Raw genomic sequence first — 24,809 nt, 5'->3', positions numbered from 1 at the left:
CCTGGGGCATTTTATACAATAAATTTGCAACTTGGATAAAAAGCAGTAAAAAAGAGGGAGGTTCCCACCATGAAACTTAAAAAGTTTGCCGGCATAAGCCTGGCAGCCGTTATGCTGATGTCGACCGCCGTAGGCTGCGCGAAGCAAGAAGAAGCGCCAAGCCCGGGTACGGACGGAGCTGCGGGAGGCAAGAACGTAACGCTTAAGGTGTTCCAGTTTAAAGTGGAAATCGCAGAGCCGCTCGCCAAGCTGGCCGCAGAATATGAGAAAGAAAATCCGGGCGTAAAAATTCAAATCGACACCGTCGGCGGCGGCGCGGATTACGGCGCAGCGCTGATGGCTAAATTTAACTCCGGCGATAAGCCCGATTTGTTCAACAATGGCGGTTTCTCCGACCTTGACAAGTGGATCGAGCATTTGGAGGATTTGTCCGACCAGCCTTGGGTGAAGGATCTGGTACCGGTAGCCAAGGAGCCTATGACCAAGGACGGCAAGCTGTACGGCCAGCCGCTGAACCTCGAAGGCTACGGCTTCCTGTACAACAAAGACTTGTTCGAGCAAGCGGGTATCACGGAGTTGCCTAAGACGCTGTCCCAGCTCGAAGATGCGGCGAAAAAGCTTCAAGCCAAGGGGATCACTCCTTTTGTGAACGGCTACGGGGAATGGTGGGTGCTCGGCAACCACTTTGTGAACCTGCCTTTCGCGCATCAGCCTGACGTGAACGCCTTTGTGAAAGGTCTTAACGACGGCACAGCGAAAATTCCGGGTAATCCCCAGTTCGAGAATTGGGTGAAGCTGTTTGATCTGCAGCTGCAGTACGGCAACAAAAACCCGCTGCAAACCGACTACAAAACACAAGTGACCGATTTTGCTACAGGCAAGGCGGCAATGACGCAGCAAGGGAACTGGACACAATTGCAGCTGACCCAAACGAACCCGAATCTGAATGTTGGCTTCCTCCCGATGCCGATCAGCGATGATGCGGCTGCAAACGATAAGCTGCCGGTAGGCGTTCCGAACAACTGGGTGATCAACAAAAACTCCCCTAATAAAGAAGAAGCCAAGAAGTTCCTGAACTGGCTGGTGACTTCCGAGATAGGCAAGAAATATATGGTTGAAGAGTTCAAGTTCATCCCGGCCTTTACGAATATTCAAGGCGACGAGAAGATTCTCGGACCTTTGGCGGCCGACATTATAAAATACAGCAAAGAGAACAAAACGCTCAGCTGGAACTGGTTTAAATTCCCTGGAGGCGAAGCTTCCAGCAAGAAATTCGCAGCGACCATGCAAGCTTACGTTGCGAAGCAGAAGACGAAAGACCAAATGCTGACCGAGTTCCAGCAAACCTGGGACAGCTTGAAGAAGTAAAGCATACGGCCTGGCCGCAAGAAGATTGCGCGCCGGGCTTTTTTTGCGCTGAAAAGGATATCGGCGCGTATGTAAAAAAAAGGAGGAGGGAAGCTATTAAAAACGGTGAGAAAGGACGAAGACCATGTACGATTGCATCATCGTTGGCGGTGGGATTGCCGGACTGCAGGCCGCCATTCAGCTGGGAAGGTACCGCCATCAGGTGCTTGTCGCCGATAAGGGCCAGGGGAGATCCACGCTTTGCCGCCGCTACCATAACGTGCTCGGATGGCCCGGCGGCGTAGCGGGCACTGAACTAAGGCGTCTGGGGAGAGAGCAGGCGCAGAGACTGGGCGTCAGCTTTCAGCAGGGCGAGGCGGTGGCTGCCGTAAAATCCGGCGATGATATTGAAGTCAGCTTGGCGGACGGCAGAGGATCGGTCAAAGGACGGACACTGCTCATTGCAACGGGGATAACGGACCGCTATCCGCCGCTGCCCGGGCTGGAAGAGATGATGGGGATCAGCGTGTATGTCTGCCCCGATTGCGACGGGTATGAAGTCAGCGGCAAACGGACGATCGTGATGGGAGCGGGGGACCCCGGGGCGGGAATGGCTTTGACGCTTCGCTACTGGACAGACCGGATTATTTTTGTAAATCATGAGAAGACGGCGATCCGACCCGATAAGCTCGACAAGCTGCATGAAGCCAGGATCGATGTGGAGGAAGCGGAGATCGAACAAGTGCTGAGCGGACCCGATGGGGCGGAGGGGTCATTCGGCGGCGTCCGGCTAACGGATGGACGGATTCTGGAAGGGGAGAGGGGGTTTATCGCCTTCGGCGGCAACAAGGTTCATACGGATTGGGCGGTATCGCTGGGGGTGGAACGGCTGGAGAACAAGCATATCGTAACCAATCCCCGCACCAAAATGACGTCCGTGCCCGGCGTATGGGCGGCGGGAGACGTCGGTATTCATTCGGAACAGCTGACGATTGCGATGGGCGAAGGGGCGCAAGCCGCTATCTGGATCCACAAGGAACTGATGAAGCGTGCAGCCGACAAGGCGGCCCGGATACGTGATTAGAGGAAACGGACCTGCATCTTTACGTTCCCTCCGGCTGTGACGCTTCCCTGAACGGCCTTTTTACTTTGCGGAATCGATAGGAACGGGAACCGGAAGGGTCTCCGCAACATGAGCGTAGGTCGTCAAAGCCTCCAGACCAAGCGGTGAAAGGGTGTAGATTCCCCGGTCGACGCGCTGGAACCAACGATAAACATTTTTTTGCAGCATGCCCGCAGCTTGAGGATTGCCTGTCAGGTCGCGAAGCTGCCGCGGACTCAACGGTCCGAATTGCCGGAGCAGGGAGGCCAAATGAATCGATTTTTCGCGATACGCGGTGATGAGTTTGCGCTTTGAGCTCCCGCCGACATTGTAATCGGCTCCGCGCTCACGAAACTCCCGCATCAGCTTGCCCGCGGCGTATTTGTTGTGGCGCGGTCCTTTGGGCTGATCGGCTGCAGCAGCCGTAAGCGCTGCCGGCGGATGGCATTCCACTTCGACTCGGGGCTTGCGGGTTTTGTAGAACTGCACAGTGATCATCCCCACCCCCAGCATGCCGCAAAGCTTGCGCAGCTCGGGCCAGCTGGCGCCATGGGGGGCGCGGCCTTTATTCGGGCGCTCGAATGCAACGTAGACCGAACGGCTGATCCGCAACCGATCAATGGCCTGCAGAAGGAGCGGGATGGAGAAGCTTTTTTTGAGCTCGACGATGAGAGGGGGTTCTTCTTCGCGAACCGCCACCAAATCGCAGTGGCGCACTTCCCCGCGCACCTCGTAGCCAAGCCGCTCCAAATAAGCCTTGACCGGGGCGTACAGTTCGGTTTCGCTTTTAATCGCCATGGTGTTGTTCTCCTTTAAGCTTTCATCGTACGATTATTATACCACAGCCGTACTTTCCGCTCCTTTCCATTCTTATCGTTCCCCTTTGGATAAGCCTTTCGCCTCATTTAAGGTTTTGGCCAATTTTGTCTAAAATTTCGGTCAACTTACTCCCGTTCACTGCATAGTTATTTAATACACTTCAAAATTTTAAAGAAGATGTAAGGAAAGATATCTTAGGTTGCACTGAGCATGTATGGACGTCACCCTGAAGAAGCTTTTCGAAGCGTTTAGTGCCATGCAGCGGAAGAAGTTGAAATCGGTTTTGCACTGCAAAACTCAACCTGTGCTTATGAAAAAGGTTGCCGCGCAAAACCCGGAGGAGGTTGAATCATGGACTTATTCAAAAAAATCGCCGATTATCGCACGGAAACGGAAAGGCTTGCTTGGGCAGGAACGTTCGCCGAGTATATAGAAAAACTGCGGGAAAATCCGCGGTTGGCAATGACGGCTCATGCGCGAGTGTATGAGATGATTGCCTCCCAAGGCATAGTAGAGGAGAATGGGCGTCGAAAGTATAACTTCTTTGAAAAAGAGATTTTCGGGCTGGACCTGGCGATTGAAAAGCTCGTAGAGGAGTATTTTCATTCTGCCGCCAGACGGCTGGATGTCCGCAAACGGATACTGCTGCTGATGGGTCCGGTGAGCGGCGGAAAGTCCACCATCGTGACCTTGCTCAAAAAAGGTTTGGAACAGTTTTCACGAACCGATGAAGGGGCCGTTTACGCGATCCAGGGCTGCCCGATGCATGAAGAACCGCTTCACTTGATTCCTCATGAGCTGCGGCCTGAGGTGGAAGCGGAGCTTGGGGTCAAAATCGAAGGCAATCTGTGTCCGTCCTGCCAGATTCGTCTTCGCGAAGAGTACGGCGGCCGTATTGAAGATGTGCTGGTTGAACGCGTGCTGATTTCTGAGGAAAACCGGATCGGGATCGGGACATTCAGCCCCTCGGATCCCAAATCCCAGGACATAGCGGATCTGACGGGCAGCATCGACTTTTCGACGATCACCCAATACGGATCGGAATCGGACCCGCGGGCATACCGGTTTGACGGCGAGCTGAACAAGGCAAATCGCGGTCTGATGGAGTTTCAGGAAATGCTCAAGTGCGACGAGAAGTTCCTCTGGAACTTGCTCTCGCTCACCCAGGAGGGCAATTTCAAGGCGGGCCGTTTTGCCCTCATTTCGGCCGACGAGCTCATCATTGCGCATACGAATGAATCCGAGTACAAGGCGTTCATCTCCAATAAAAAGAACGAAGCGCTGCAGTCGCGGATGATCGTGATGCCGATTCCTTACAATCTGAAGGTGTCGGAGGAAGAAAAAATTTATGCCAAGCTGATCAAGCAAAGCGACATGAAGCACGTGCATATCGCACCTCATTCCTTTCGCGCGGCGGCGATTTTCTCCATACTCACCCGTCTCAAGGAATCCAAAAAGCAGGGTATGGATCTCGTGAAAAAGATGCGCATGTACGATGGCGAGGAGGTCGAGGGCTACAAGGAAGCGGACTTGAAGGAGATGCAAAACGAATATTTGGAAGAAGGCATGACCGGCATTGATCCGCGTTACGTCATCAACCGGATTTCCAGTGCGCTCATCCGTCATGACTTGGAGTTTATCAATGCGCTGGATGTGCTTCGTGCGCTGAAGGACGGACTTGACCAGCATCCTTCCATCACGAAGGAGGAGCGGGAGAGGTACCTCAATTTTATCTCCATCGCGCGCAAGGAATACGACGAGCTGGCGAAAAAAGAGGTACAGAAGGCATTCGTCTACTCCTTCGACGAGTCGGCCAAAACGCTCTTCAACAACTATCTGGACAATATAGAAGCTTATTGCAATTGGGCGAAAATCAAGGATCCGCTCACCGGAGAAGAGATGGATCCGGACGAAAGACTGATGCGCTCCATTGAAGAGCAGATCGGGATTTCGGAGAATGCGAAAAAAGCGTTCCGGGAGGAAATTTTGATCCGTATGTCCTCCTACTCGCGCAAAGGAAAACGTTTTGATTACAGCAGCCACGAGCGTCTGCGCGAGGCGATTGAAAAGAAGCTGTTCACCGACCTGAAGGATATCGTCAAAATTACGACGTCTACGAAAACGCCGGACGAAAACCAGCTGAAGCGCATCAATGAAGTGATTAAGCGGCTGGTCGAAGAGCACGGCTATACCACAGCATCGGCCAACGAGCTGCTGCGCTATGTCGGCAGCCTGCTGAACCGGTAAACAAGAGGCGCAGGGAAGGCTCGCAACACGCCGGTACGCCGGAACTCATCATAATGGAACAGCCTCCCGGGGCGATCGGACCCGGGAGGCTGTTTTGGCGTCAGGATTCATGAAAGATCAGCGATGGCGCCCGTTTTCGGCTCGTTCTGGCTCTATGGAAGAGGATCTGTTTGGAGAGCAGGCATGAAAATTTCCACGGTTGTTCCTTTGCCGAGCTCGCTGTAAATTTTCATTTTTCCCGCATGATTTTCGATAATCTTGTAGGTTACCATGAGGCCGAGCCCCGTCCCTTTTTCCTTGGTGGTGTAGAAGGGCTCACCCAAACGGGTGATCCGGTCCTGCGGGATGCCGCAGCCTTCGTCTGTAAACCGCATGAGAAGATTTCCGTCATCCGTCACTCTCAACTCGACGTGGATGGTTCCGCCTTCTGACATCGAATCGATGGAGTTATTCAATATATTGATAAACACTTGTTTGATCTGATTTTCGTCGCAGTTGATTTTTGGCAGGTTCGGATCCGCATGAACGATAATCTCCACGTTATGAATGATGGCTTGGGAGTTGAGCAGCAGGATGGTGCTGTGGAGGATCGTTTCCGGATCTTTCGGTTGAAACTGAACCGATTGAGGCTTGGCTATGACCAAAAACTCGCTGACGATAAAATTGATCCGTTCCAGTTCATCAAGCATAATGCTGAAGTAATGATCGTATCCGCTTACTTTGTTTTGCATCAGCTGTACGAATCCTTTGAGTGAAGTAAGAGGGTTGCGAATCTCATGAGCCACGCCGGCGGCCAATTGACCGACAATGGAAAGCTTCTCGGAGCGGATAATCATCTCTTCCGCGCGCTTGCGCTCGCTGATGTCCTGGCCGATCATGTAGACGCCTGCAATTTGCTTGCCGACGATGATAGGGAAATTCAAGACGCTGAGTTCAATCCGTTTCCCGTCCTTACCGAGGAACGAAATCTCATAATGCGCAGTGGAACCGTTAAGCGTTTCCTTGAAATATTGTTCCCACCGGGGAAAGTGGTCCTTCGGAAGATACGGATGGATCGACTTATGAAGCAGCTCTTTCTCCGTATAGCCTGACACATTGTGCATGGCGGGATTGACGCTGGTGATCAAGCCGTTCAGATTGAAGGAAATGATGGGATCGGGATTATGCTCGAATAACGATTTATACCGCAATTCGCTTTCCTCTAGAGAAATCTCCGCCTTCTTCTTATCATAAAGCGCCTTGATCATGGCATACGAACGGGCAAACCGGTGATCTTCTTCCTGAGCGAGAATCGTTTCAAAGATATCGGCGCCTTCGTCATCCTGAGGAATACCGCGGTCGAGCTCTTTCATCTTGCGAAGCAGGTTTATGATGTTGGTGATGTGCTCGCCGTGGATCCATGCAGCGGAAGCAGTCTTGTAACGATTCGAATTATCGGAGCGCAGGGTGACGATTCCCTTGCGGGGCGCATATTCGGTCACATGGTTCATGTTCACCACGTTCATTTGATCGATCAGCCGAAACCCTTCCTCATACAGCATTTCTTCAAAGGCTTCCAGTGAAGAAGCCCAGTAATATGTATCGGATACCGTATGAATGATAAACTCATTATTCCGTATGCATTCTATCTTTACAATTTCATCGGAAGGGATGAGCATAATGTCGGAGCTCTTTTTATTGCGTATGACTGGAATTTTTTGCATAGATTGAAATCACCTACCTGTCGCATTCGATACATTATATCATGGATGCTTGGATAGAAACAAAGTAAGAAACAGGGGATCCAAAAAATTTTATAGGCTTCCCGTATCCCTTTAATAGATAATTAATTATATCGTTTACGAATATCATTAGTAAATAAGTAGTAGAGAAATGGCGATATTTGTCGTTTTTATTATCGTAATTGGATACGAAGAACTATGTTTTTGATTTTTTATAGATACAGGCTATAAATTTAATTGCTCTTATATATTGGATTAATAAAGAGCGATCCCGGATAATGGAAATAAAAGGAGAGATGCACATGAAGGAGAATGGAACGGAACAACGATGGGACGCTGAGCATTACGATGAACGGATCGGATTTGTCTCCCGATTGGGTCAGAGCCTGATCGGCCTGCTCCAGCCGAAGCCGGCAGAACGCATACTGGATTTGGGCTGCGGAACGGGTGACCTGACGCATCAGATCAGCCTGAGCGGAGCAGTCGTTACCGGTTTGGACCGCTCGGAGACGATGATAGCTAAAGCGAAGGAAAAATATCCTGAGCTGCGTTTTGTAGAAGCTGACGGGGAAACGTTCCGGTTGGAGGAAGGAGAGGCTCCATATGATGCTGTGTTCTCCAATGCGGCGCTGCACTGGATGCAAAAACCGGACAAAGCCATAGAATCGGTGTGGCTGTCGCTGCGGCCGGGCGGACGTTTTGTCGCCGAGTTCGGCGGATTCGGAAACGTAGGCGCCATTATTCAAGCATTGACCTCGGCGGTAGAGAGCTATGGAGTGCCGGTGGAAAAACGGTATCCTTGGTATTTTCCAAGCATCGGGGAGTATGCTTCTCTTTTGGAGAAGCAGGGCTTTGCCGTTGGTTATGCGGAGCTGTACGACCGGCCCACGCCGCTGGATGACGGAGAACGGGGTCTGCGCCATTGGCTGGCTGCTTTTGCGGGTACGTTTTTTGCCGGATTGTCCGAAGCTGAGAAGGAAGAAGTGTGCCTCCGGTGTGAAGCCGGCTTGAGGCCAAAGCTGTACGACGGCAAGCAATGGATAGCCGATTACCGCCGGATTCGAATCAAGGCCGTTAAACCTGTCGAACAGGCTGGTTGAGATGGGCCGGCAGTGCAAGTGAGGAAGTACGATGTTCTAACAGCCACACCTTTTTCTCGATATGGGATATTTTTTGCTCAAGGCGATCAAAGTTTGTATGAATATGGGAATAACGTCTTTGGATGGACGCCAGCTCTTCGATAATCGATTGCAATTCGTTATCCATGGGAGGTAGCCCCTTTCCATTCGTAATCTGCTCATAGGGTTCGGGTCTGTTCCTTTTTTTGGGTCCGTTGCGCGGATTCGCGGGATTCTGTGGCATGCTGCCTCTTGTTGGCAGACTTACATTCAGTCAAAATGATATTATGTCTTCATACTATGAAAGGATTCAGGACCTGCATACATGAACAAAGGGCTAGCGGAATTTACAAAACATTGGAAGCTTATTCTCGGCCTGGCGATTCCTTCCATCGTCTCTTTTGCCGCCGGTACGGTTACGGGAACCATCAATCTAATCATGGTGGGGCCGATGGGGGCGCTGGTCATTGCGATTGTCGGTGTTTCGAATATCATTGTGTACAATGCCTGGGCGCTTTGCTCCGGTTTTGGCTTTTCGGTCAATTATTTAGTGGCGCAGAACTACGGGGCCGGGCAGATGGAGCAAGCGGTCAGGCGGACGTATATAGCGCTTTACGTCAGTGCGGGAGCAGCCCTGCTGGTCGTGTTGACGGGCTGGCTGCTGTCGGCGTTTATCCTGAAGCTGATGGGCGGCTCTGCGGAGCTTGTCGCCAACGGTGCCGACTATTTGAAATACCGGTTGTTTGCTATCGCCTGCTTTATAGTCAGCTTTGTGTTCCAAGGCTTTTTCCGCGGCATCGGGGATGCACGGACGCCGATGCAGATGTCGCTTCTGGCCAACGGGACCATGATCTTTTTGACCTACACATTGACTTACGGCAATCTGGGTTTTCCCGAGCTTGGCCTGCGGGGAGCGGGGCTAGCGGTGTTGATCGGGGAAGCGCTTGGCCTCGTCGGCAGCGCGTATGTGTATTTCTTTCGTCTTCATCGCCGCTATGGCACACGCCGCCGGATCGCCGCGGACCGATCGGACATTCGCCTGATCGCAGGCGAAAGCGGGAAGCTTGGCGTGCAGGAGCTCGCCATGAGCGGTGCCATGTTTATATTTACGATGTTTGTCACACGACTGGGAACGGAGGCCTTAGCCGCCAATGAGATCGCCCTGAACGTGATGGCGCTGGGCTATATGCCGGCTTTCGCTTTCGGGGCGACGGCGACGATTCTTGTCGGACAGGAAATCGGCCGCGGCGAGCCTTACCTCGCCAGAAGGCTCGGCACGGATGTGGCCGTGCTCGGCAGCCTGTTTTTGCTCTTGATGGGAATGGCGGAATTTGTCTTCTCCGAAACGGTAGCACGTCTGTATTCGAGCGATCCGGCCATTTATACGCTTGCCGGCAAGCTGATTATGATTTCAGCCTTCCTGCAGCTATTTGACGGTCTGCTTAACTATTATTCCGGCGCCCTGCGAGGGCTTGGCGACACTTCTTTTCTCGTCCGCGTATCGCTGGTGCTGAACTGGCTGGTGTTCATCCCTTTAGCGTATGGGTTAACGTTTATGGCAGGGCTCGGAAGCGCGGGGGCGTGGTTGTCCCTTTACCTGTTTCTCGGCTTGTTTGCTCTTGTGGTCTGCATACGATTTTATCGAACGGACTGGGATGCGGCACGTCTAAAGTAAATCTTCTGTTCCGCAAAATCCCGCGCAGGCGTTGGCTTAACACGGCCTCGCTGCGGGGGGATGGTTTCAACGGACAGGCAGGATTTTGGCCGATTGGAGCGAATTAACATTTAACCCCAATTGTTAGTTATTAAGAACGAGACGGAGCGCGTTAAGGCAAGAAGGGTGCTGCGAACAAGGCGGGCTTGGATTGGCTCAGAATCGCACCAAATCCGTAATCGAAGCCCGGGAGAGTGAATGGAACAGCATGCCCAGCGAAAGAATGTTTCCCGTATTGACCGCGTTTTTCTTGCTGCTGCTAATTCTGGCCATGGCTCTCTTTTCGGAGGGGAGCCGGTTTTTCTCGTCTTTATCTCATGCGGCTGCTGCGGAAAAAGGCGTCCTGGATTTGCGAACCCGGGACTGGAAGCCGAATGAAACCGTGTCCCTGAACGGCGAGTGGGAATTTTATTGGAACCGGCTTGTCCCCCCTGATGAATTTGCAGAAAATGCAAGCCCGCTGCCGATGCAGTATTTTTCGATTCCAGGCGCTTGGAATAAAACGGTGACGGGAGGCCAATCCCGCCCGGGTGACGGCTTTGCCACTTACAGGCTTAAGGTTCTTTTGCCGGAGCAGGCCGATGAAATGCTTATGCTCTGGATTCCGGCGATGAATACGTCTTACAGGCTTTGGGTGAACGGACAAGAGGTTGCAGAGGCGGGTCATGTCGGGACGTCGAAGTGGAGTTCCGTGCCCCAGTATATTACGCAAACCGCGGCAGCGCACACGCAGGATTCCCAATTGGATTTGGTGCTCCAGGTATCAAACTTTGACCATCAAAAAGGCGGCGTCCTTAAACCCATCAAACTGGGGTCAATCGATATGATCATGCGCTCCAAAGAGCTGTGCACCGGATTCGACACGCTGCTGATCGGCAGCCTGCTGATCATGGGGTTGTACCATTTGGGGGTGTTCGCCGCTAGAACGAAGGAACAGTCCGTACTGTACTTCGGCCTGTTCTGCCTGTTATTCAGCTTACGGGTGACACTGCTTGGCGAAAGTGTCCTGACCAGAATGTTCCCCGATTTTAATTGGACGCTTTTGCTGAAAATGGAGTATTTGACGGCTGCCTTGGGCATCCCCTTGTTCGCGCTGTTTTTCTCGAAGCTGTATCCGTGCGAAAGCTCCCGGAAGATCGATTTCGCTTTATGCGCACCGATGCTGGCCTACTCTTTATTTGTCGTTATTTCTCCTACAACGGTGTTCACCCCGACACTGATCGTTCTGCAGTTGTTTGTCGCCGCAAGCATTGTTTACTTCATGAGCATCATCACGCTCGCTTTGCTGCATAAACGGGAAGGCAGCGGCATTGTTCTTGTGGCCTGCTCTATTTTTGCCTTGACGATTGTGAATGACATGCTGTACGCGCACGAGCTTGTGCATACGACTGATCAAATGTCGGGGTATGGCCTGCTCATCTTTGTTTTTTCCCAATCCATACTGTTATCGACCAAGCTGTCCCGGGCTTACATCAACGAGGAAAGGCTCTCGGCTGCTCTGACCGAGCTGAACACCGGACTTCACGATAAAATCAAATCGCACACCCTGGCTCTTGAACAGGCGAACGAAGCGTTAAAACGGAAAAATGACGAGCTCTCCCGTTTGGAGAATTCCCGCAGTCATCTGCTCAGCAATATCTCACACGATCTTGGAACGCCGCTTACTACGATTCAATGCTATCTGGAAGCGATTATGGACGGCATGGTGGATACGGAAGATCAGAAAACCCGTTATCTTCAAATCATCCACAGCAAGGTAGTCGGGATGGACCGGCTGATTGAAGACTTGTTTCACCTTTCCCAATTGGAGGCAAGGCAGGTCGCCTTTAAAATGCAGCCGATGCAGACCCGGCGTCTGATAGAACTGCTTTATACAAGATATGAGTTGGATGTACGAAACGCGGGACTTCGTTATACATTGAATATGAAGGGAACGGCTGCCGAACGCGGGATGTTCTCCACGGTTGAGGTCGATTTGGAGCGGCTGCATCAGGTGTTCGGCAATTTGATTCATAATTCCGTCAAGTTTACGCCTGAAGGCGGCTCGATCGATGTGGAGCTGGTCGATGACGGTCAAGGCATGCTGTGCCGAATCAGCGATAGCGGTATCGGAATCCATCCGGAAGACTTGCCCTATATATTCGACCGGTTCTACACGAACAATAAATCGCGCAACACCAAGACAAGCGGTAAAGGGCTCGGATTATCGATTGCCAAAGAAATCGTTGAGTATCACGGCGGACGTATATGGGTGGAGGGATCGGATCATCAGAAGGGTACCGTCATCTGCTTTTCCATCCCATTGGCGCAAGTGAAAGAGTAACTTGCCGGTTCATCGGCATGCGCCAACCGCGATTTAAATATAGAATGAAGGTGAATAAGGAATGACAGGCCAAACCATAATGGTTGTTGAAGACGACTACGAGATACGCGACGTCATCCGGCTGTATTTGGAGAAAAACAACTATCGAGTGGTGTGCGCGGAAGATGGAGAGAACGCACTCTCCTTGGCTGTGGCAGAGCAGCCGGATCTCATCATTCTCGATGTGCTGCTTCCCGGCCGAAGCGGGTTTGAGGTTTGCAGTGAAATGCGGAATATCTCCGGCGCGCCGATCTTGTTTCTGAGCTGCAAGAAGGACGAAGCGGATAAAATCAAGGGGCTGGACTCAGGGGGAGACGATTACATTACGAAGCCCTTCAGCCCCAATGAGCTGGTCGCCCGGGTACGGGCCAACCTGCGCAGATCGCATTTGGCAGGCAATGGGGCGGCCGAGAGCCCGGAGCAGAGCAAGCCCTCTCAGCTTCATATCGGCTCACTCCACATCGACAGCCTCAGTCGTGTCGTAAAGGTGAACGGGCAGGAAGTGACGCTGTCGCGCAAGGAATTCGATCTGCTGAGCTTTCTCGCCTACCGCCCGGAGCAGACGATAAGTCACGAATATTTGTTTCGGGAAATATGGGAACAGGAATGCTTTAACGATACGCGGACGATCATTGTACATGTGAGCAATCTCCGCAAAAAGATCGAGCCCGATCCTTCCGCCCCCCAGTACATTATTAATGTACATGGTGTAGGCTATAAGTTTGCCAAGGTGGCCCGCGAGCTCCAGCCCGGGCATGATGCCAGGCACGGTTCCGCGCTGTAAAGCCGCGCGTCGCCGCGGATCTTCCGCGCGTCGCCGGCAAGCGGGATCCTGCAGGGCAGCACGGACGCCGGCCGGTTGTGCTATACTGTGGGAACAGGACAGTACAGTATCAAGAGCTTCTGCTCAAAAGATGAAAGGGGATCAGGCGGATGGATATCCAAATCGTCAAATCCGACATGACGTACAGTAAAGAGGACGGATATGTCGGGCATGTGCAATTTACGTGCGAAGGGCATCAGGCGCCATATGAAATCACGTTTCACAGCAAGAATGCCAAAGAATGGATGTACAGCTTGAACTTTGCGAAGGAATCGGGGCCCGAACAGGAAATCCTGTCGCTGGAGGAAATTCTTGAGGAAGACGATGAGCTGTTCGATCGGCTGGTGAATGAAGCGCAAAGCAAGCTGGAATCCGGACAAAGCTGACAGAAAATCCTCTGTTCGGAAAATAAACGCCGGTCTGCGATGTACAACAGGTTGAAGGAGGCTTTCAGGATGAACGAGCTGCTGAAGAAGATGAACTACAAAAATCAACAACGTTTGCTGGTTTTGAATGCCCCTGAAGAATTTCATCCTCACCTGCAGGCTTTTCGTGAAGCGGCTGAGGTGGACGAAACCATCGGGCAATCAGAGAGGAAGCTCTACGGCTTCGTGCTTGTCTTTGCCAAAAACAGCCGGGATGTTATGGCCATGGCGCCGGAGGCGGTGAAACGCTGCGAGCCGGGAGGGCTGCTGTGGTTCGCATACCCCAAGAAGACATCGAAAAATATAAAGCGGATATTTCGCGGGATGAAGGCTGGCAGCCGCTCAAGGAGTTAGGCTTCGAGGGTGTGCGCCTGATTGCCATTGACGACGATTGGTCGGCCATGCGTTTTCGCAGCGCCAGGCAAGACCTTTGAATGGAATACGTGTTGGAATCATGGAAGTGACCATTTCCCTATGGAAATGGTCACTTTTCTATAAAAGCCGGGAAATATTTTTGGAAAAAGTATTGAACATTTTTAGGAATATGTTATTATAGTCCTATAAAACCGGTTTCAGAAACCGGTTTTAGAAAAGTGAGGAGGTTTTTATGGCGACCATTGATGATGTTGCACAACGGGCGGGAGTTTCCAAAAGCTCGGTATCCAGGGTGCTCAACGGTAATTTTGAATATATGTCCGAAGAAATGAAAAATAAAATTTTAGCTGCCATAGCGGAGATGAACTACAGTCCTAATTCGTTAGCGCAGAGCTTGAAAAAGAAAAAAACGAAGGTCATCGGCATCATTTTATCCGATATTTCGAATCCTTTCTGGGCCGAGATTTTAAAGGGTGCGCAGGAGGAAGCGAACCGATGCGGATACGGGATCATGGTCAGCAGCTCCAATGAGGATCCCGAGTTGGAAAGAGACAATATTCTCATGCTCAAGAGCCGGCAGGTAGACGGCGTCATTGTAAATACCATCGGGAATACGAACGAATTATTCGAGGAGTTCATTGCAAAAAAATATCCTTTTGTGCTGTTGGACCGTTTGGCCGGGGACATGAAAGCGGATACGGTTGTGGTTAACAATGTAAACGGGGCCAAGCAGGCGATTCAATATTTAATTGATCAGGGTCATCGGCGAATCGGCATTCTGCTCTATCCGACGAATAACAAGAGTCCCCGTATCGAAAGGCTGGAAGGATATAAACAGGCCCTCAGCATAAACGGCTTGCCGATCGACGAGTCGTTGATTAAGATTTGTGATCAAAATAACGGCAGCGGAATTCAGGCGACTCAAGAATTGCTATCGATGCCTGATCGGCCGACAGCCATATTCACAACTAATGCAAGACTTAATTTGGAGGTGCTGAGCGGAGCAAAAAAAGCAGGATTGAGAGTTCCGACGGATGTATCCATCTTCGGCTATGATGACTTTCCGTGGATACCGCTTTTGGATCCACCTTTAAGTACTGTAGCGCAGCCGGCTTACGAGATGGGGGTCAAAGCAGTAGCTTTGTTGATTCATAGATTGGAATCCAAAAAGAAAATGAAGCCGCAGATTATTCAATTGGAACCCAAAATCATTATCCGCGCTTCATGTTCTTCCCCTGTAAAAATCGAGTAAGGAGTTGATGCCCATGGAAAAAAATGGCCTTCAAAGAGAGGTATTGGGAGTACGCTCTTTGAAGGCGGATCAAAGAAAGAAAAAATTTTAAACGCAATGCTATTATAGCAAAAAACAAGCAGGAGGGTTACTATGAAAAACAAAAAATGGGGAGCGATTATCCTGGCCTTGTCTTTTATGCTGACGGCAGCGGGCTGCGGTTCCGGTCAAGGAACGCAAGGCAATAGTGCCAATGCCCCGCAAGGATCGAAATCGGACAATAAAGCCGCTTTCGTATTTAAACTTGGCCATGGAACCTCGAGCACGTCTTTATATCATACGGGAGCCGTAAAGTTCAAAGAATTGGTGGAAGCCAAAACCAACGGTCAAATTAAAGTGGATATATATACCGACGGTACGATCGGCCAGGATAACGACTTGATCAACTTTATGAAAACGGGCAACGTTCAAATGGGCATGATTGGAGTCGAACCGGTCGCCGTCATCGCTCCCAAATTAAAGGTCATTGGTCTGCCGTATATTTTTCCGAACAGAGAAAGCGCATACAAGGTGCTTGACGGCCCCTTGGGGGCAGAGATGGTAAGCGAGCTTCCCCAACAACAGCACCTTCGCGTTTTAGGCTATTTTGAAAACGGTTTTAGGAATGTCTCCAATTCGAAGAGGGAAGTGCTGACCCCTGCCGATTTACAGGGTCTTAAGCTGAGAACGCCTCAGAGTCCGGTCTCTCTTTCTATCTTTAAAGCGCTTGGCGCCAATCCGACTCCGATGTCGTTTGGAGAGCTGTATACGGCGCTGGAGCAAAAAACGGTGGACGGACAAGAAAACCCGCTTTCCCTGATTTACACGAATAATTTCCACGAAGTGCAAAAGTATATTTCCATTACCAATCATATGTATTCGCCGATGCTGCTGATGATCAGTGAAAAAACATGGTCGGAGCTGTCGCCGGAATTGCAGAAGGCGGTCCAGGAAGCGGCGAATGAAGCAAGGGACTATGAAAGAAAAGTAAGCGCGGAGCAGGAAGCCGATTTGATGAAGAAGCTGGAAGAAGCCGGCGTGAAGCTCAGCAAGCCCGATCTGGCTCCATTTGTTGAAGCGACCAAAGACGTTCACAACGAATTCGATGCAGAGTACGGCGCGGATTTGTACAAAAAAATAACGGAAGCAACAAAGCAATAAGATTGCCGGGTGCGGAGGCACTGTCTCCGCATCCTACCTCCGTCCGGCATGCATAATCCTCATTCAACCGTAGGAGATGGTATCTCTTGAAAAAGATGTCCAGGACGTTTACGCGCATCGTTAACGTTTCAATGGCAGGCGCTCTTTTGTTAATGGCCATTCTGGTGTTTGGCAATGTCGTGCTTCGGTATTTGTTTAACACAGGAATTACCTGGTCCGAAGAAGCGGCAAGGTTTCTGTTCGTTTGGCTTACCTTTTTGGGGGCCGTCGGCGCTTTAAACGAGAATCAGCATTTGGGCGTCGATCTCGTGATCAAAAAGCTTTCTCCAGCCCTTCGAAAGCTCGTCTTTTTGATCAGCAATGTCATTATGCTGTGTATTTTGGGATTAGTGCTTGATGGAAGCTGGACGATGGTTCTTCTGAATTGGAATACTAAATCTCCGGCTATCGGACTTTCGATGTCCGTTGTTTTCGGAGCCGGAATGGTGATGGCCATCGGTATGGCGGCGATTATTGGCATCAAGCTTTTTAAAGCCTTTTTTCAACATGTCCCGGTTTCTGAGCTGGATCAAACCCGTGAATCTGAAGAAGAAATCATGTCGGTGCCAAATTCATCCTCAAGTGCCGCGTTCTTGGAAAAGGGGGTGAGATAAATGGCCCTAGGCATTTTTGTCACTTCATTGCTCGGCGCCATGGCGCTTGGAATGCCGATCGCTTTTGCCCTGCTGGCCAGCGGCGTGGCTTTAATGTTCTTTTTGGACATGTTCGATACCCAGATCGTTGCGCAAAATCTGATCAACGGGGCGGATAACTTCCCGTTAATGGCCATCCCCTTCTTCATTCTTGCGGGGGAACTGATGAATCAAGGCGGCATTTCCAAACGGATCATTACTTTTGCCCTAGCGTTTGTAGGACATATTCGGGGGGGGACTTGGTTATGTGGCGATTATCGCCAGTCTGATCTTTGCGGGGTTGTCGGGATCCGCTGTTGCGGACACCGCAGCGCTTGGGGCTATTTTGATCCCCATGATGGTGAAAGCCGGATATGACCGCAATCGGTCAACGGGGTTGATTGCAGCCGGCGGCATCATCGCGCCTGTCCTGCCTCCCAGCATTCCGATGATTATGTTTGGCGTGACGGGCGGGGTATCCATCACACAGCTTTTTATGGCCGGCATTGTGCCGGGGATTCTCATGGGCGTAGGTTTAACCATAGCGTGGGCGATCATTTCCCGTAAAAGCGAAGTAGAGGTTTTTCCGCGCAAGTCGGCAAGGGAAATGTGGAATGCGACCAAACAAGCTTTCTGGGCGCTGCTGCTGCCGCTTATTATTATCGGCGGGCTGCGCGGCGGCATATTTACTCCGACGGAAGCGGCGGTGGTTGCGGCATTTTACGCGTTATTCGTCGGTGTAGTCATCTATCGGGAGCTGAAAATCAGCCAATTTTTCAGTGTGCTGGTGGCCGCCTCCAAAACGACAAGCGTAGTGATGTTCCTGGCGGCTGCGGCTATGGTGTCCGCCTGGCTGATTGCTTTTGCGAATATTCCGGCCCAATTATCCGATTTGCTGGGGCCATTTGTTGAACATCCGCTAATGCTGATGATCGTTATCACCGTTCTGGTCATGATCATCGGTACGGCGATGGATTTAACGCCTACGATCCTGATCTTAACGCCTGTCCTGATGCCGATCGTGAAAGAAGCAGGCATCGACCCGGTTTACTTTGGCGTTTTGTTTGTTTTGAACAATTGTATCGGATTGCTTACTCCTCCGGTGGGCACCGTGCTGAATGTGGCCTGCGGGGTTGGGAAAATCAGTATGGAAGAAATCATGAAGGGCATATGGCCTTTCTTGCTGGTCCATACCCTGGTTCTGCTGCTGCTGTTGTTCTTCCCTGCCATCGTAACGGTTCCGCTGCAATGGTTAATCAAATAATAAATAGGCTATAGGGGTGGAGAAAATGATCTTTAAAGCAGAGCATTTGAAGGAATACCTCCGGCGCATTTTGCAAAATGCGGGGCTGTCGGAGACCGATGGCGGCACAGTGGCCGACAGCCTGGTGGGAGCCAACCTGCGCGGCGTGGATTCCCATGGGGTTACCCGATTGTCCATTTACGTCAAGCGCTTGAAACTGGGTGTCGTCAATCCGAAACCGAATATTCGCGTAGTCGCGGAAAGCGACGCCACGTTATTGATCGACGGCGATGACGGCATGGGGCAAGTCGTCGGGAAGAGAGCGATGGAATTAGGCATGGAGAAAGCCCGCCGGAACGGTGCCGTCTATATTGGAGTAAAAAAATCCACCCATTTTGGCACGGGGGCCTATTTCGTTCAGCAGGGTGTGAAGGAAAACCTGATTACGTATGCGATGTCCAACGCTCCCTCGACGATGGCGCCCTGGGGCGGGATTCAGCCTTATATCGGCACGAATCCTTATGCGTTCGGCATTCCCGCCGGCAAATACAACCCGATTATTCTGGACATGGCCACCAGCGTAGTCGCCAGAGGAAAAATCATTACGGCGGCTCAAGAGGGCAAGCCGATTCCCGAAGGGTGGGCCATCGACAAGGAGGGAAGACCCACCACGGACGCACAGTCTGCCCTGGAGGGTTCCGTACTTCCTTTTGGAGGACCCAAAGGATATGCCATATCATTGATGATCGATATCATGAGCGGTGTGTTGACCGGAGCGGGATTCGGACCGCACATCAACAACATCTACGGCGATTACGACAAGCCGCAAAATGTAGGCCACTTCTTCCAATTGATCGATATTTCGCGTTTTATGCCGGTAGACCTATTTAAGCAGCGGGTTGACCAGATGATCGAAGAAATCAAATCTTCTCCGAAAGCCGCAGGCGTGAACGAAATCTTCGTGCCTGGAGAAATCGAATATAACATCGAGTGCAAAAGGCTGGCCGAAGGCATTCCCCTGACCAGGGAAGTGTACGAGGATATTAAACAAGTAGGGGAAGCCTGCGGCGTCCATATAGAAGATTTTCAAGATAAATCGATAGGAGCGTAGTAGACATGAACTTATTAAGCCGGGTTTTTACGTACGAACTGCCGACGGAGATCGCCTTTGGCGTCCATGCCGTAAATGAGCTTCCCAAGTGGATTGACAGCTTGAAAGGATCAAAGGTTTTCATCGTTTCCGATCCCGGGGTTGCGCAAGCAGGGATTCTGGACAAAGTGACTTCGCCGCTTGCAGAGGCTCATATCACATTTCATACCTTCACCGAAGTGGAACGGGAGCCTGATGTCAAAACGATTGAAATCGCGACGGCGGAGGCGAAAGCTTTCGGTGCCGATCTTGTGATCGGAGTTGGAGGCGGCAGTGCGCAGGACGCTGCCAAAGCCGTGGCGGTGATGGTGAATAACGAAGGGAAAATCACACAATATGCCGGTTTGAATCATATTCCCAATCCTGGCTTGCCGATCATTTGTATCCCGACGACGGCGGGAACGGGCAGCGAGGTGACGATTTGGACGGTCATTTCGGAGAAAGATCACCATCGCAAATTCGGCATAGGCGGTAAATATCTGGCACCAACGCTGGCGCTCTGCGATCCGGCTCTCACCTTATCGCTCCCGGGCCCGATGACGGCAGCAACCGGAATGGATGCCTTGACGCACGCTCTTGAATCGTTCGTGAACAAGGCGACGCAGCCGATTTCTGAAGCCTTATCCCGCGAAAGCATGCGCTTGATTGCAAAAAGCTTGCGCAAAGCCGTCGTGCAGGGAGATAACCTGGAAGCGCGTTATGATATGCTGCTGGCGAGCACGATTGCGGCGATGGCTTTTAACCCTACGCGGTTAGGCCTGGCGCATGCTTTATGTATGCCGTTAGGCGGGAAGTTTAAAGTTCCGCATGGTACTGCCAACGCCATTCTTCTTCCGCAGGTGATGCAATTTAATCTTGTCGGCAATTTGGAAAAATTCAAGGAAATCGCCGAGATTTTCGGGGAAAACACGGCAGGACTGCCGTTAAGGGAAGCGGCCGAGCTGTCCGTCAAAGCCATTAAAAAATTAAATCAGGACATCGGGATTCCTGCGGGTCTCAGAGAATACGGCGTAACGGAGGAGGATCTGGATTATATTGCCAAGGAAGGCATGGAAAGCGGCAATGTATGGGTCAACCCCCGCAAACCGACGTTGGAAGATTTGAAAGAAATCGTCAGACAATCCATTTAACCATGTACAGGAGGATGCAATCATGAGCGCGAGGCAAACCGAAACGAAAGTGTACCAAAATTATATTAATGGAGCATGGGTAAACGGCAGCACCGGAGAGTTTTATCAAATCGTCAATCCGGGCAATACGGATGATGTGGTGGGAAGCTTCCCGCTGTCTACGGCAGAAGATATGGATCGGGCGGTCGTCTCTGCGCATCAAGCGTTCCAAAGCTGGAGAAAGGTGCCCGCATCCGAACGGGCTGAATATATTTACCGTTTCATCGCCTTATTGGATGAGAATAAAGAACGGTTGGCTGAAGCGCTGTGCCGGGAGCAGGGAAAGCCTTACAAAGAGGCATTTACCGAAGCGGCCCGGGGCGTGAAGGAAATGCGGTATGTGGCCGGGGAAGCCGCCCGTCTGGAGGGAATCACTCTGCCTAGCGACCGTACAGGTGTAACGAACACTGTCGTGCGCGTTCCGATTGGCGTGGTAGCTGCCATTACACCATGGAATTTTCCTATTCTCACCCCATTGCGAAAAATCGTTCCCGCTCTCATCGCCGGCTGCACGGTTGTGTTGAAACCGGCGAGCCAAACGCCTCTCACAGCGGTCATTTTAACGGAACTGTTCGAACAAGCGGGACTTCCGGCCGGTACGGTCAATCTGGTTACGGGAAGCGGGCGCAAAGTGGGTGACGCATTGGTAAGCCATCCGCTGGTAAGAGGGGTCTCTTTTACAGGGTCTACCCATGTCGGCAGAAACATCAATAAACTGGCTGCTGAAAACTTTACCAAGGTCCAATTGGAGTTGGGCGGCAAAAATCCGGCAGTCGTTGCCGATTATGCGAATTTGGAAAGAGCCGCCACTGAAATTGTGAATTCCGCTTACACGAATGCCGGCCAAAGATGCACCGCCATCAGCCGGGTCATCGTTCTGGAACGGCATGCGGAATCGCTTGAGAAGCTGATCGTTGAAAAAGTGAAGCAGTATCGGGTCGGCAACGGAATGGACCCGGGGACCCAAATCGGTCCGGTTGTGAGCGAAGACGCAGTAAATACGATTCAGGAATATATGAAATCCGCGCAAGAGCAAGGGGCGTCCATTGTTCTCGGAGGCAGCAGATTGACGGGCGGCCTCTATGATAAGGGGTTTTATTTCGAGCCTACCGTGATTACTCGGGTCACGCCTGATATGAAGGTGGCGAAAGAAGAAATTTTTGGGCCGGTTCTTGTGATCATCCGCGTGGCATCGTTTGAAGAAGCGGTTCGCGTAGCCAACGATACGGAATATGGGTTGACCGCCTCCATCTTTACGGATCAATTGGAGTGGGCCTATGATTTTACGGAAGACGTCGAATCCGGAATGATCCACATCAATAACGGTACGATCAGCGAAGGCCATATGCCGTTCGGGGGCGTGAAGCATTCGGGTCATGGCGCATATTCCATCGGTCAGACGAATAAAGATTTTTATACGGAATTAAAAGTGGTTTATACGCAATACAAGTAAGTCCCGATTTTATTTCGGCATTTCTAAAACCGGTTTTAGAAATCGGTTTTAGAAATGCCCGTCTGGAGGTAGCTTTCTAATGACCAATATCGGTTTTCGCATACTGCCGAAAGTAAGGAACGTATCGGATGAGGTACTGGACACATACCGCGGGTTCGTCACTCCTCATCTGTCGGATAACATGAACCGTCTGAACGCGGTTGATGCGTCGATCCGTCCGATTCACACCCGTGGAACCCTGGTCGGTTCCGCCTTTACCGTAAAGACCAGGCCGGGCGATAATTTGATGGTTCATAAAGCCATCGATATGGCAGGTCCGGGGGATGTCATTGTGGTCGATGCAGGCGGCGACCTGACCAACGCCATCATGGGCGAGATCATGGTTAACATAGCAAAGAAAAACGGAATTGAAGGCTTTATCATTGACGGAGCAATCCGCGACATGGAACCGATTCGCGATATGAATTACCCTTTGTATGCCAAGGGTGTAACGCATCGCGGTCCATATAAGGACGGCCCCGGCGAAATTAATGTTCCGATCCAGTTGGGAGGAGTCATTGTCCGTCCCGGCGATGTGATTCTGGCCGACATGGATGGTGTTGTGGTTGTACCGTATGAACATGCGGAAGCGCTCATCGGGAAGGTCCGCCAAACGATGGCTGCCGAACGCAAGATCATGGCTGATATTGAGAAAGGGACGATTGACCGAAGCTGGGTGGATGAGGTCCTGCGGAAGAAAGGCTGCGAAGGCGTATAAGTTTATAAAGTCGATCAAGCCGCGGCACAGTGAGCTGCCGCGGCTTGAGCATTTAAAGAAACTTCCGGTTATGCTTCCTGCCGTCATAGGTGAAAAGCACCGGCTTCGATTCGATCACGCTTTCCAGATGGACGGTTTTGCCCCAGAGACGATAAATGTAAGGCATGGTGCGCTCTACATACTTCAAGTCCAGCTCCATCCCTTCATACATGTGCATCAGATAGAGTTCTCCCTTCCGTTCGTAATCGCCGTTCTCCACGGCAATGTAAGGGAAGCCCCCGTTGACGCGGGAATAGACCAGCTGATCGCGAACGTTCTCCCATGACTTGTCGGTGATTTTCCACTCCGGCCCTTTTTTCTCAAACACATAGAGGTCCAGCTCGTCGCACAGCTTCCTCGTCATATAATTGCGGATGAACGAGATGTCGGAATCGCACTCCCGTACCTCGAATATTTTTTGCCTTCCTTCGCCGCCCTTCCGGCCAAAGCGCTTTCGCTCTTCTTCGGAAGGGTTATCCCATCGCTTCTCGATGTCTTCATAAATTTTCAGCCCGAGATAATAAGGATTCAGGCTGTGCCGCGAAGGGATCACGACCGAGGAATTGAGCTTGGCGTACTCGATCGTCTCGTCATCCGTCAGGTCCAGCTCGCGCAGGATGCGTTGATGCCAGTAAGAGGCCCAGCCTTCGTTCATGATTTTCGTTTCGAGCTGCGGCCAGAAATAGAGCATTTCGTCGCGCAGCATCGTCATAATGTCGCGCTGCCAATCCTTCATATACGGCGCGTGTTCTTCGATGAACAGCATGACGTCCTTTTGCCGGACCGGAGGAAATTTCGTTTTGGCTTCAGGCTTTTTATCCTCAGTTTGGCCGCGATCATCCAAATCCCACAGATCTTCATAACCAAACGTGCGTTCTCTGGGTTCTTTCATGGTGATAAGTTTGGCGTCACGTTCCTCGCGCTGCCGGTGATACGGCTTGATAAGAAGCGGATCGACGTGCTCCTGAATGGCCAATACGGCATCAATGAACTTCTCGACCTCATCTATACCATGCTCGATCTCGTATTGACGGATACGCTCCGCCGTTGCGGACATACTCTCGACCATGTTGCGGTTGGTTTTGGAGAAGCGAACGTTGTTCTTGAAAAAGTCGCAGTGCGCCAGCACGTGCGCCACAATCAGCTTGTTTTGAATCAACGAGTTGCCGTCAAGCAGAAACGCGTAACATGGATCGGAGTTGATGACGAGCTCATAGATTTTGCTGAGCCCGAAATCGTACTGCATCTTCATTTTATGGAATGTTTTTCCAAAGCTCCAGTGGCTAAAGCGGGTAGGCATCCCGTAAGCCCCAAAGGTATAAATAATATCCGCCGGGCAGATCTCGTAACGCATCGGATAAAAATCCAGGCCAAAGCCTTCGGCGATCTCCGTAATTTCCGCTATGGCGTATTCAAGCTGCTTCATATCGTCGGCGTTCATCTTGCCACCTTCCCTTCGATTCCCTTGGGGAAAAAGGTCTTGAGCGCTTTATATACTTCTCCCTTCTCGCGAATCACATAATGAACAAATTTCGGATCGTGCAGGTTGCGGTAAGCCGACATCAGGGTGCTGCTGCGGTTGTATTGGTTCACTTCGCCGTAGCCGAACAGGTTGCAGCGTTGAATCAGTTCGTTGATCAGCCTTACGCATCGCTCATTGTCGGAGGTCAGGTTGTCGCCGTCGGAGAAATGGAACGGATAAATGTTGAAGCGCGATGACGGGTATGAACGGTCGATCAAATCCACCGCGAGCTGGTAGGCCGAGGAACATATGGTTCCGCCGCTCTCGCCCTTGGTGAAGAACTCTTCCTCCGTAACTACCTTCGCTTCCGTATGGTGAGCA

21 protein-coding genes and 1 pseudogene are annotated in these 24,809 nt (G+C 51.3%); 17 read left to right on the top strand and 5 right to left on the bottom strand.

Going from position 1 to position 24,809, the window contains the following annotated elements; genetic code table 11:
• Nucleotides 1-69 precede the first annotated feature (69 nt).
• A complete protein-coding gene (locus EXW96_RS09715) occupies nucleotides 70-1,368 on the top strand; it encodes an ABC transporter substrate-binding protein (protein WP_054817117.1) in 1,299 nt (432 codons plus the stop codon).
• Nucleotides 1,369-1,492: 124 nt separating this feature from the next.
• Nucleotides 1,493-2,431, top strand: coding sequence for an NAD(P)/FAD-dependent oxidoreductase (locus tag EXW96_RS09710; RefSeq protein ID WP_174350458.1), 939 nt, complete (start codon nucleotides 1,493-1,495; stop codon nucleotides 2,429-2,431).
• Nucleotides 2,432-2,491: 60 nt separating this feature from the next.
• On the opposite strand, the gene EXW96_RS09705 is transcribed toward EXW96_RS09710, so the two are convergent.
• Entirely contained in the window at nucleotides 2,492-3,247 is a 756-nt protein-coding gene (locus EXW96_RS09705) for a DUF2161 domain-containing phosphodiesterase (RefSeq protein WP_174350457.1), read from the bottom strand.
• Nucleotides 3,248-3,619: 372 nt separating this feature from the next.
• Here EXW96_RS09705 and EXW96_RS09700 point away from each other — a divergent pair, with 372 nt between their 5' ends.
• Nucleotides 3,620-5,515 (top strand): PrkA family serine protein kinase, encoded by a 1,896-nt coding sequence (locus EXW96_RS09700; RefSeq protein WP_062406816.1) that lies wholly within the window; start codon nucleotides 3,620-3,622, stop codon nucleotides 5,513-5,515.
• Nucleotides 5,516-5,667: 152 nt separating this feature from the next.
• On the opposite strand, the gene EXW96_RS09695 is transcribed toward EXW96_RS09700, so the two are convergent.
• Nucleotides 5,668-7,218, bottom strand: a complete 1,551-nt coding sequence (locus EXW96_RS09695) for an ATP-binding protein (protein ID WP_174350456.1) — start codon at nucleotides 7,216-7,218, stop codon at nucleotides 5,668-5,670.
• 320 nt (nucleotides 7,219-7,538) lie between these two features.
• Between EXW96_RS09695 and EXW96_RS09690 the strand changes: the two genes are divergently transcribed.
• Complete coding sequence (locus EXW96_RS09690; protein WP_174350455.1) at nucleotides 7,539-8,336, top strand: class I SAM-dependent methyltransferase; 798 nt, start codon at nucleotides 7,539-7,541, stop codon at nucleotides 8,334-8,336.
• On the opposite strand, the gene EXW96_RS09685 is transcribed toward EXW96_RS09690, so the two are convergent.
• Nucleotides 8,311-8,502: a hypothetical protein gene (locus EXW96_RS09685; protein ID WP_174350454.1), complete on the bottom strand. Its 192-nt coding sequence runs from the start codon at nucleotides 8,500-8,502 to the stop codon at nucleotides 8,311-8,313. The genes EXW96_RS09690 and EXW96_RS09685 overlap by 26 nt on opposite strands.
• 177 nt (nucleotides 8,503-8,679) lie before the next feature.
• Between EXW96_RS09685 and EXW96_RS09680 the strand changes: the two genes are divergently transcribed.
• The 13 genes and pseudogenes from EXW96_RS09680 to EXW96_RS09620 all read left to right on the top strand — a co-directional run bounded on the left by EXW96_RS09680 (nucleotide 8,680) and on the right by EXW96_RS09620 (nucleotide 22,927).
• Nucleotides 8,680-10,029, top strand: coding sequence for an MATE family efflux transporter (locus tag EXW96_RS09680; protein ID WP_174350453.1), 1,350 nt, complete (start codon nucleotides 8,680-8,682; stop codon nucleotides 10,027-10,029).
• A gap of 190 nt (nucleotides 10,030-10,219) precedes the next feature.
• A complete protein-coding gene (locus tag EXW96_RS09675; RefSeq protein ID WP_254611330.1) occupies nucleotides 10,220-12,391 on the top strand; it encodes an ATP-binding protein in 2,172 nt (723 codons plus the stop codon).
• 61 nt (nucleotides 12,392-12,452) lie between these two features.
• A complete protein-coding gene (locus EXW96_RS09670) occupies nucleotides 12,453-13,214 on the top strand; it encodes a response regulator transcription factor (protein WP_174350452.1) in 762 nt (253 codons plus the stop codon).
• A 149-nt stretch (nucleotides 13,215-13,363) separates the two neighbouring features.
• Entirely contained in the window at nucleotides 13,364-13,639 is a 276-nt protein-coding gene (locus EXW96_RS09665; protein WP_074727300.1) for a hypothetical protein, read from the top strand.
• Between the two features lie 69 nt (nucleotides 13,640-13,708).
• Complete coding sequence (locus EXW96_RS09660) at nucleotides 13,709-14,032, top strand: hypothetical protein (protein WP_174350446.1); 324 nt, start codon at nucleotides 13,709-13,711, stop codon at nucleotides 14,030-14,032.
• Nucleotides 14,033-14,285: 253 nt separating this feature from the next.
• Nucleotides 14,286-15,305 carry a LacI family DNA-binding transcriptional regulator gene (locus tag EXW96_RS09655; RefSeq protein ID WP_174350451.1) on the top strand — a complete coding sequence of 340 codons (1,020 nt, stop codon included), beginning with the start codon at nucleotides 14,286-14,288 and terminating at the stop codon, nucleotides 15,303-15,305.
• A 132-nt stretch (nucleotides 15,306-15,437) separates the two neighbouring features.
• Nucleotides 15,438-16,484 carry a TRAP transporter substrate-binding protein gene (locus EXW96_RS09650; RefSeq protein WP_062406831.1) on the top strand — a complete coding sequence of 349 codons (1,047 nt, stop codon included), beginning with the start codon at nucleotides 15,438-15,440 and terminating at the stop codon, nucleotides 16,482-16,484.
• Between the two features lie 95 nt (nucleotides 16,485-16,579).
• The gene (locus tag EXW96_RS09645) at nucleotides 16,580-17,137 is read left to right on the top strand and encodes a TRAP transporter small permease (RefSeq protein WP_074727346.1); all 558 of its coding nucleotides are present in this window, start codon (nucleotides 16,580-16,582) and stop codon (nucleotides 17,135-17,137) included.
• Nucleotides 17,138-18,419, top strand: a pseudogene (locus EXW96_RS09640) (TRAP transporter large permease subunit). It begins immediately after the preceding gene.
• Nucleotides 18,420-18,444: 25 nt separating this feature from the next.
• Nucleotides 18,445-19,509 (top strand): Ldh family oxidoreductase, encoded by a 1,065-nt coding sequence (locus EXW96_RS09635; protein WP_074727297.1) that lies wholly within the window; start codon nucleotides 18,445-18,447, stop codon nucleotides 19,507-19,509.
• A 5-nt stretch (nucleotides 19,510-19,514) separates the two neighbouring features.
• Nucleotides 19,515-20,678 carry an iron-containing alcohol dehydrogenase gene (locus EXW96_RS09630; RefSeq protein ID WP_174350450.1) on the top strand — a complete coding sequence of 388 codons (1,164 nt, stop codon included), beginning with the start codon at nucleotides 19,515-19,517 and terminating at the stop codon, nucleotides 20,676-20,678.
• Between the two features lie 22 nt (nucleotides 20,679-20,700).
• Complete coding sequence (locus tag EXW96_RS09625; RefSeq protein WP_174350449.1) at nucleotides 20,701-22,170, top strand: aldehyde dehydrogenase family protein; 1,470 nt, start codon at nucleotides 20,701-20,703, stop codon at nucleotides 22,168-22,170.
• A gap of 79 nt (nucleotides 22,171-22,249) precedes the next feature.
• Entirely contained in the window at nucleotides 22,250-22,927 is a 678-nt protein-coding gene (locus EXW96_RS09620; protein WP_074727294.1) for an RraA family protein, read from the top strand.
• 52 nt (nucleotides 22,928-22,979) lie between these two features.
• Here the strand turns inward: EXW96_RS09620 and EXW96_RS09615 are convergent, their stop codons facing one another.
• The gene (locus EXW96_RS09615; RefSeq protein ID WP_174350448.1) at nucleotides 22,980-24,407 is read right to left on the bottom strand and encodes a SpoVR family protein; all 1,428 of its coding nucleotides are present in this window, start codon (nucleotides 24,405-24,407) and stop codon (nucleotides 22,980-22,982) included.
• The coding region (locus EXW96_RS09610) for a DUF444 family protein (RefSeq protein WP_174350447.1) at nucleotides 24,404-24,809 on the bottom strand (406 nt) is incomplete at its 5' end. The genes EXW96_RS09610 and EXW96_RS09615, both read right to left, overlap by 4 nt.

Origin of the sequence: Paenibacillus sp. JMULE4, assembly GCF_013337105.1 — a bacterium.
In the GTDB taxonomy this organism is placed as follows: domain Bacteria; phylum Bacillota; class Bacilli; order Paenibacillales; family NBRC-103111; genus Paenibacillus_G; species Paenibacillus_G naphthalenovorans.
Note: the sequence above shows the minus strand (reverse complement) of the source record. Positions and strands in the feature narration are given on the sequence as shown.

Coding starts and splice junctions, on each gene's coding strand:
- EXW96_RS09680 (WP_174350453.1), top strand. CDS start 8,680: ATGAACAAAGGGCTAGCGGAATTTACAAAACATTGGAAGCTTATTCTC.
- EXW96_RS09670 (WP_174350452.1), top strand. CDS start 12,453: ATGACAGGCCAAACCATAATGGTTGTTGAAGACGACTACGAGATACGC.
- EXW96_RS09695 (WP_174350456.1), bottom strand. CDS start 7,218: ATGCAAAAAATTCCAGTCATACGCAATAAAAAGAGCTCCGACATTATG.
- EXW96_RS09615 (WP_174350448.1), bottom strand. CDS start 24,407: ATGAACGCCGACGATATGAAGCAGCTTGAATACGCCATAGCGGAAATT.
- EXW96_RS09660 (WP_174350446.1), top strand. CDS start 13,709: ATGAACGAGCTGCTGAAGAAGATGAACTACAAAAATCAACAACGTTTG.
- EXW96_RS09655 (WP_174350451.1), top strand. CDS start 14,286: ATGGCGACCATTGATGATGTTGCACAACGGGCGGGAGTTTCCAAAAGC.
- EXW96_RS09700 (WP_062406816.1), top strand. CDS start 3,620: ATGGACTTATTCAAAAAAATCGCCGATTATCGCACGGAAACGGAAAGG.
- EXW96_RS09620 (WP_074727294.1), top strand. CDS start 22,250: ATGACCAATATCGGTTTTCGCATACTGCCGAAAGTAAGGAACGTATCG.
- EXW96_RS09630 (WP_174350450.1), top strand. CDS start 19,515: ATGAACTTATTAAGCCGGGTTTTTACGTACGAACTGCCGACGGAGATC.
- EXW96_RS09645 (WP_074727346.1), top strand. CDS start 16,580: ATGTCCAGGACGTTTACGCGCATCGTTAACGTTTCAATGGCAGGCGCT.
- EXW96_RS09635 (WP_074727297.1), top strand. CDS start 18,445: ATGATCTTTAAAGCAGAGCATTTGAAGGAATACCTCCGGCGCATTTTG.
- EXW96_RS09705 (WP_174350457.1), bottom strand. CDS start 3,247: ATGGCGATTAAAAGCGAAACCGAACTGTACGCCCCGGTCAAGGCTTAT.
- EXW96_RS09685 (WP_174350454.1), bottom strand. CDS start 8,502: ATGGATAACGAATTGCAATCGATTATCGAAGAGCTGGCGTCCATCCAA.
- EXW96_RS09625 (WP_174350449.1), top strand. CDS start 20,701: ATGAGCGCGAGGCAAACCGAAACGAAAGTGTACCAAAATTATATTAAT.
- EXW96_RS09690 (WP_174350455.1), top strand. CDS start 7,539: ATGAAGGAGAATGGAACGGAACAACGATGGGACGCTGAGCATTACGAT.
- EXW96_RS09665 (WP_074727300.1), top strand. CDS start 13,364: ATGGATATCCAAATCGTCAAATCCGACATGACGTACAGTAAAGAGGAC.
- EXW96_RS09710 (WP_174350458.1), top strand. CDS start 1,493: ATGTACGATTGCATCATCGTTGGCGGTGGGATTGCCGGACTGCAGGCC.
- EXW96_RS09715 (WP_054817117.1), top strand. CDS start 70: ATGAAACTTAAAAAGTTTGCCGGCATAAGCCTGGCAGCCGTTATGCTG.
- EXW96_RS09650 (WP_062406831.1), top strand. CDS start 15,438: ATGAAAAACAAAAAATGGGGAGCGATTATCCTGGCCTTGTCTTTTATG.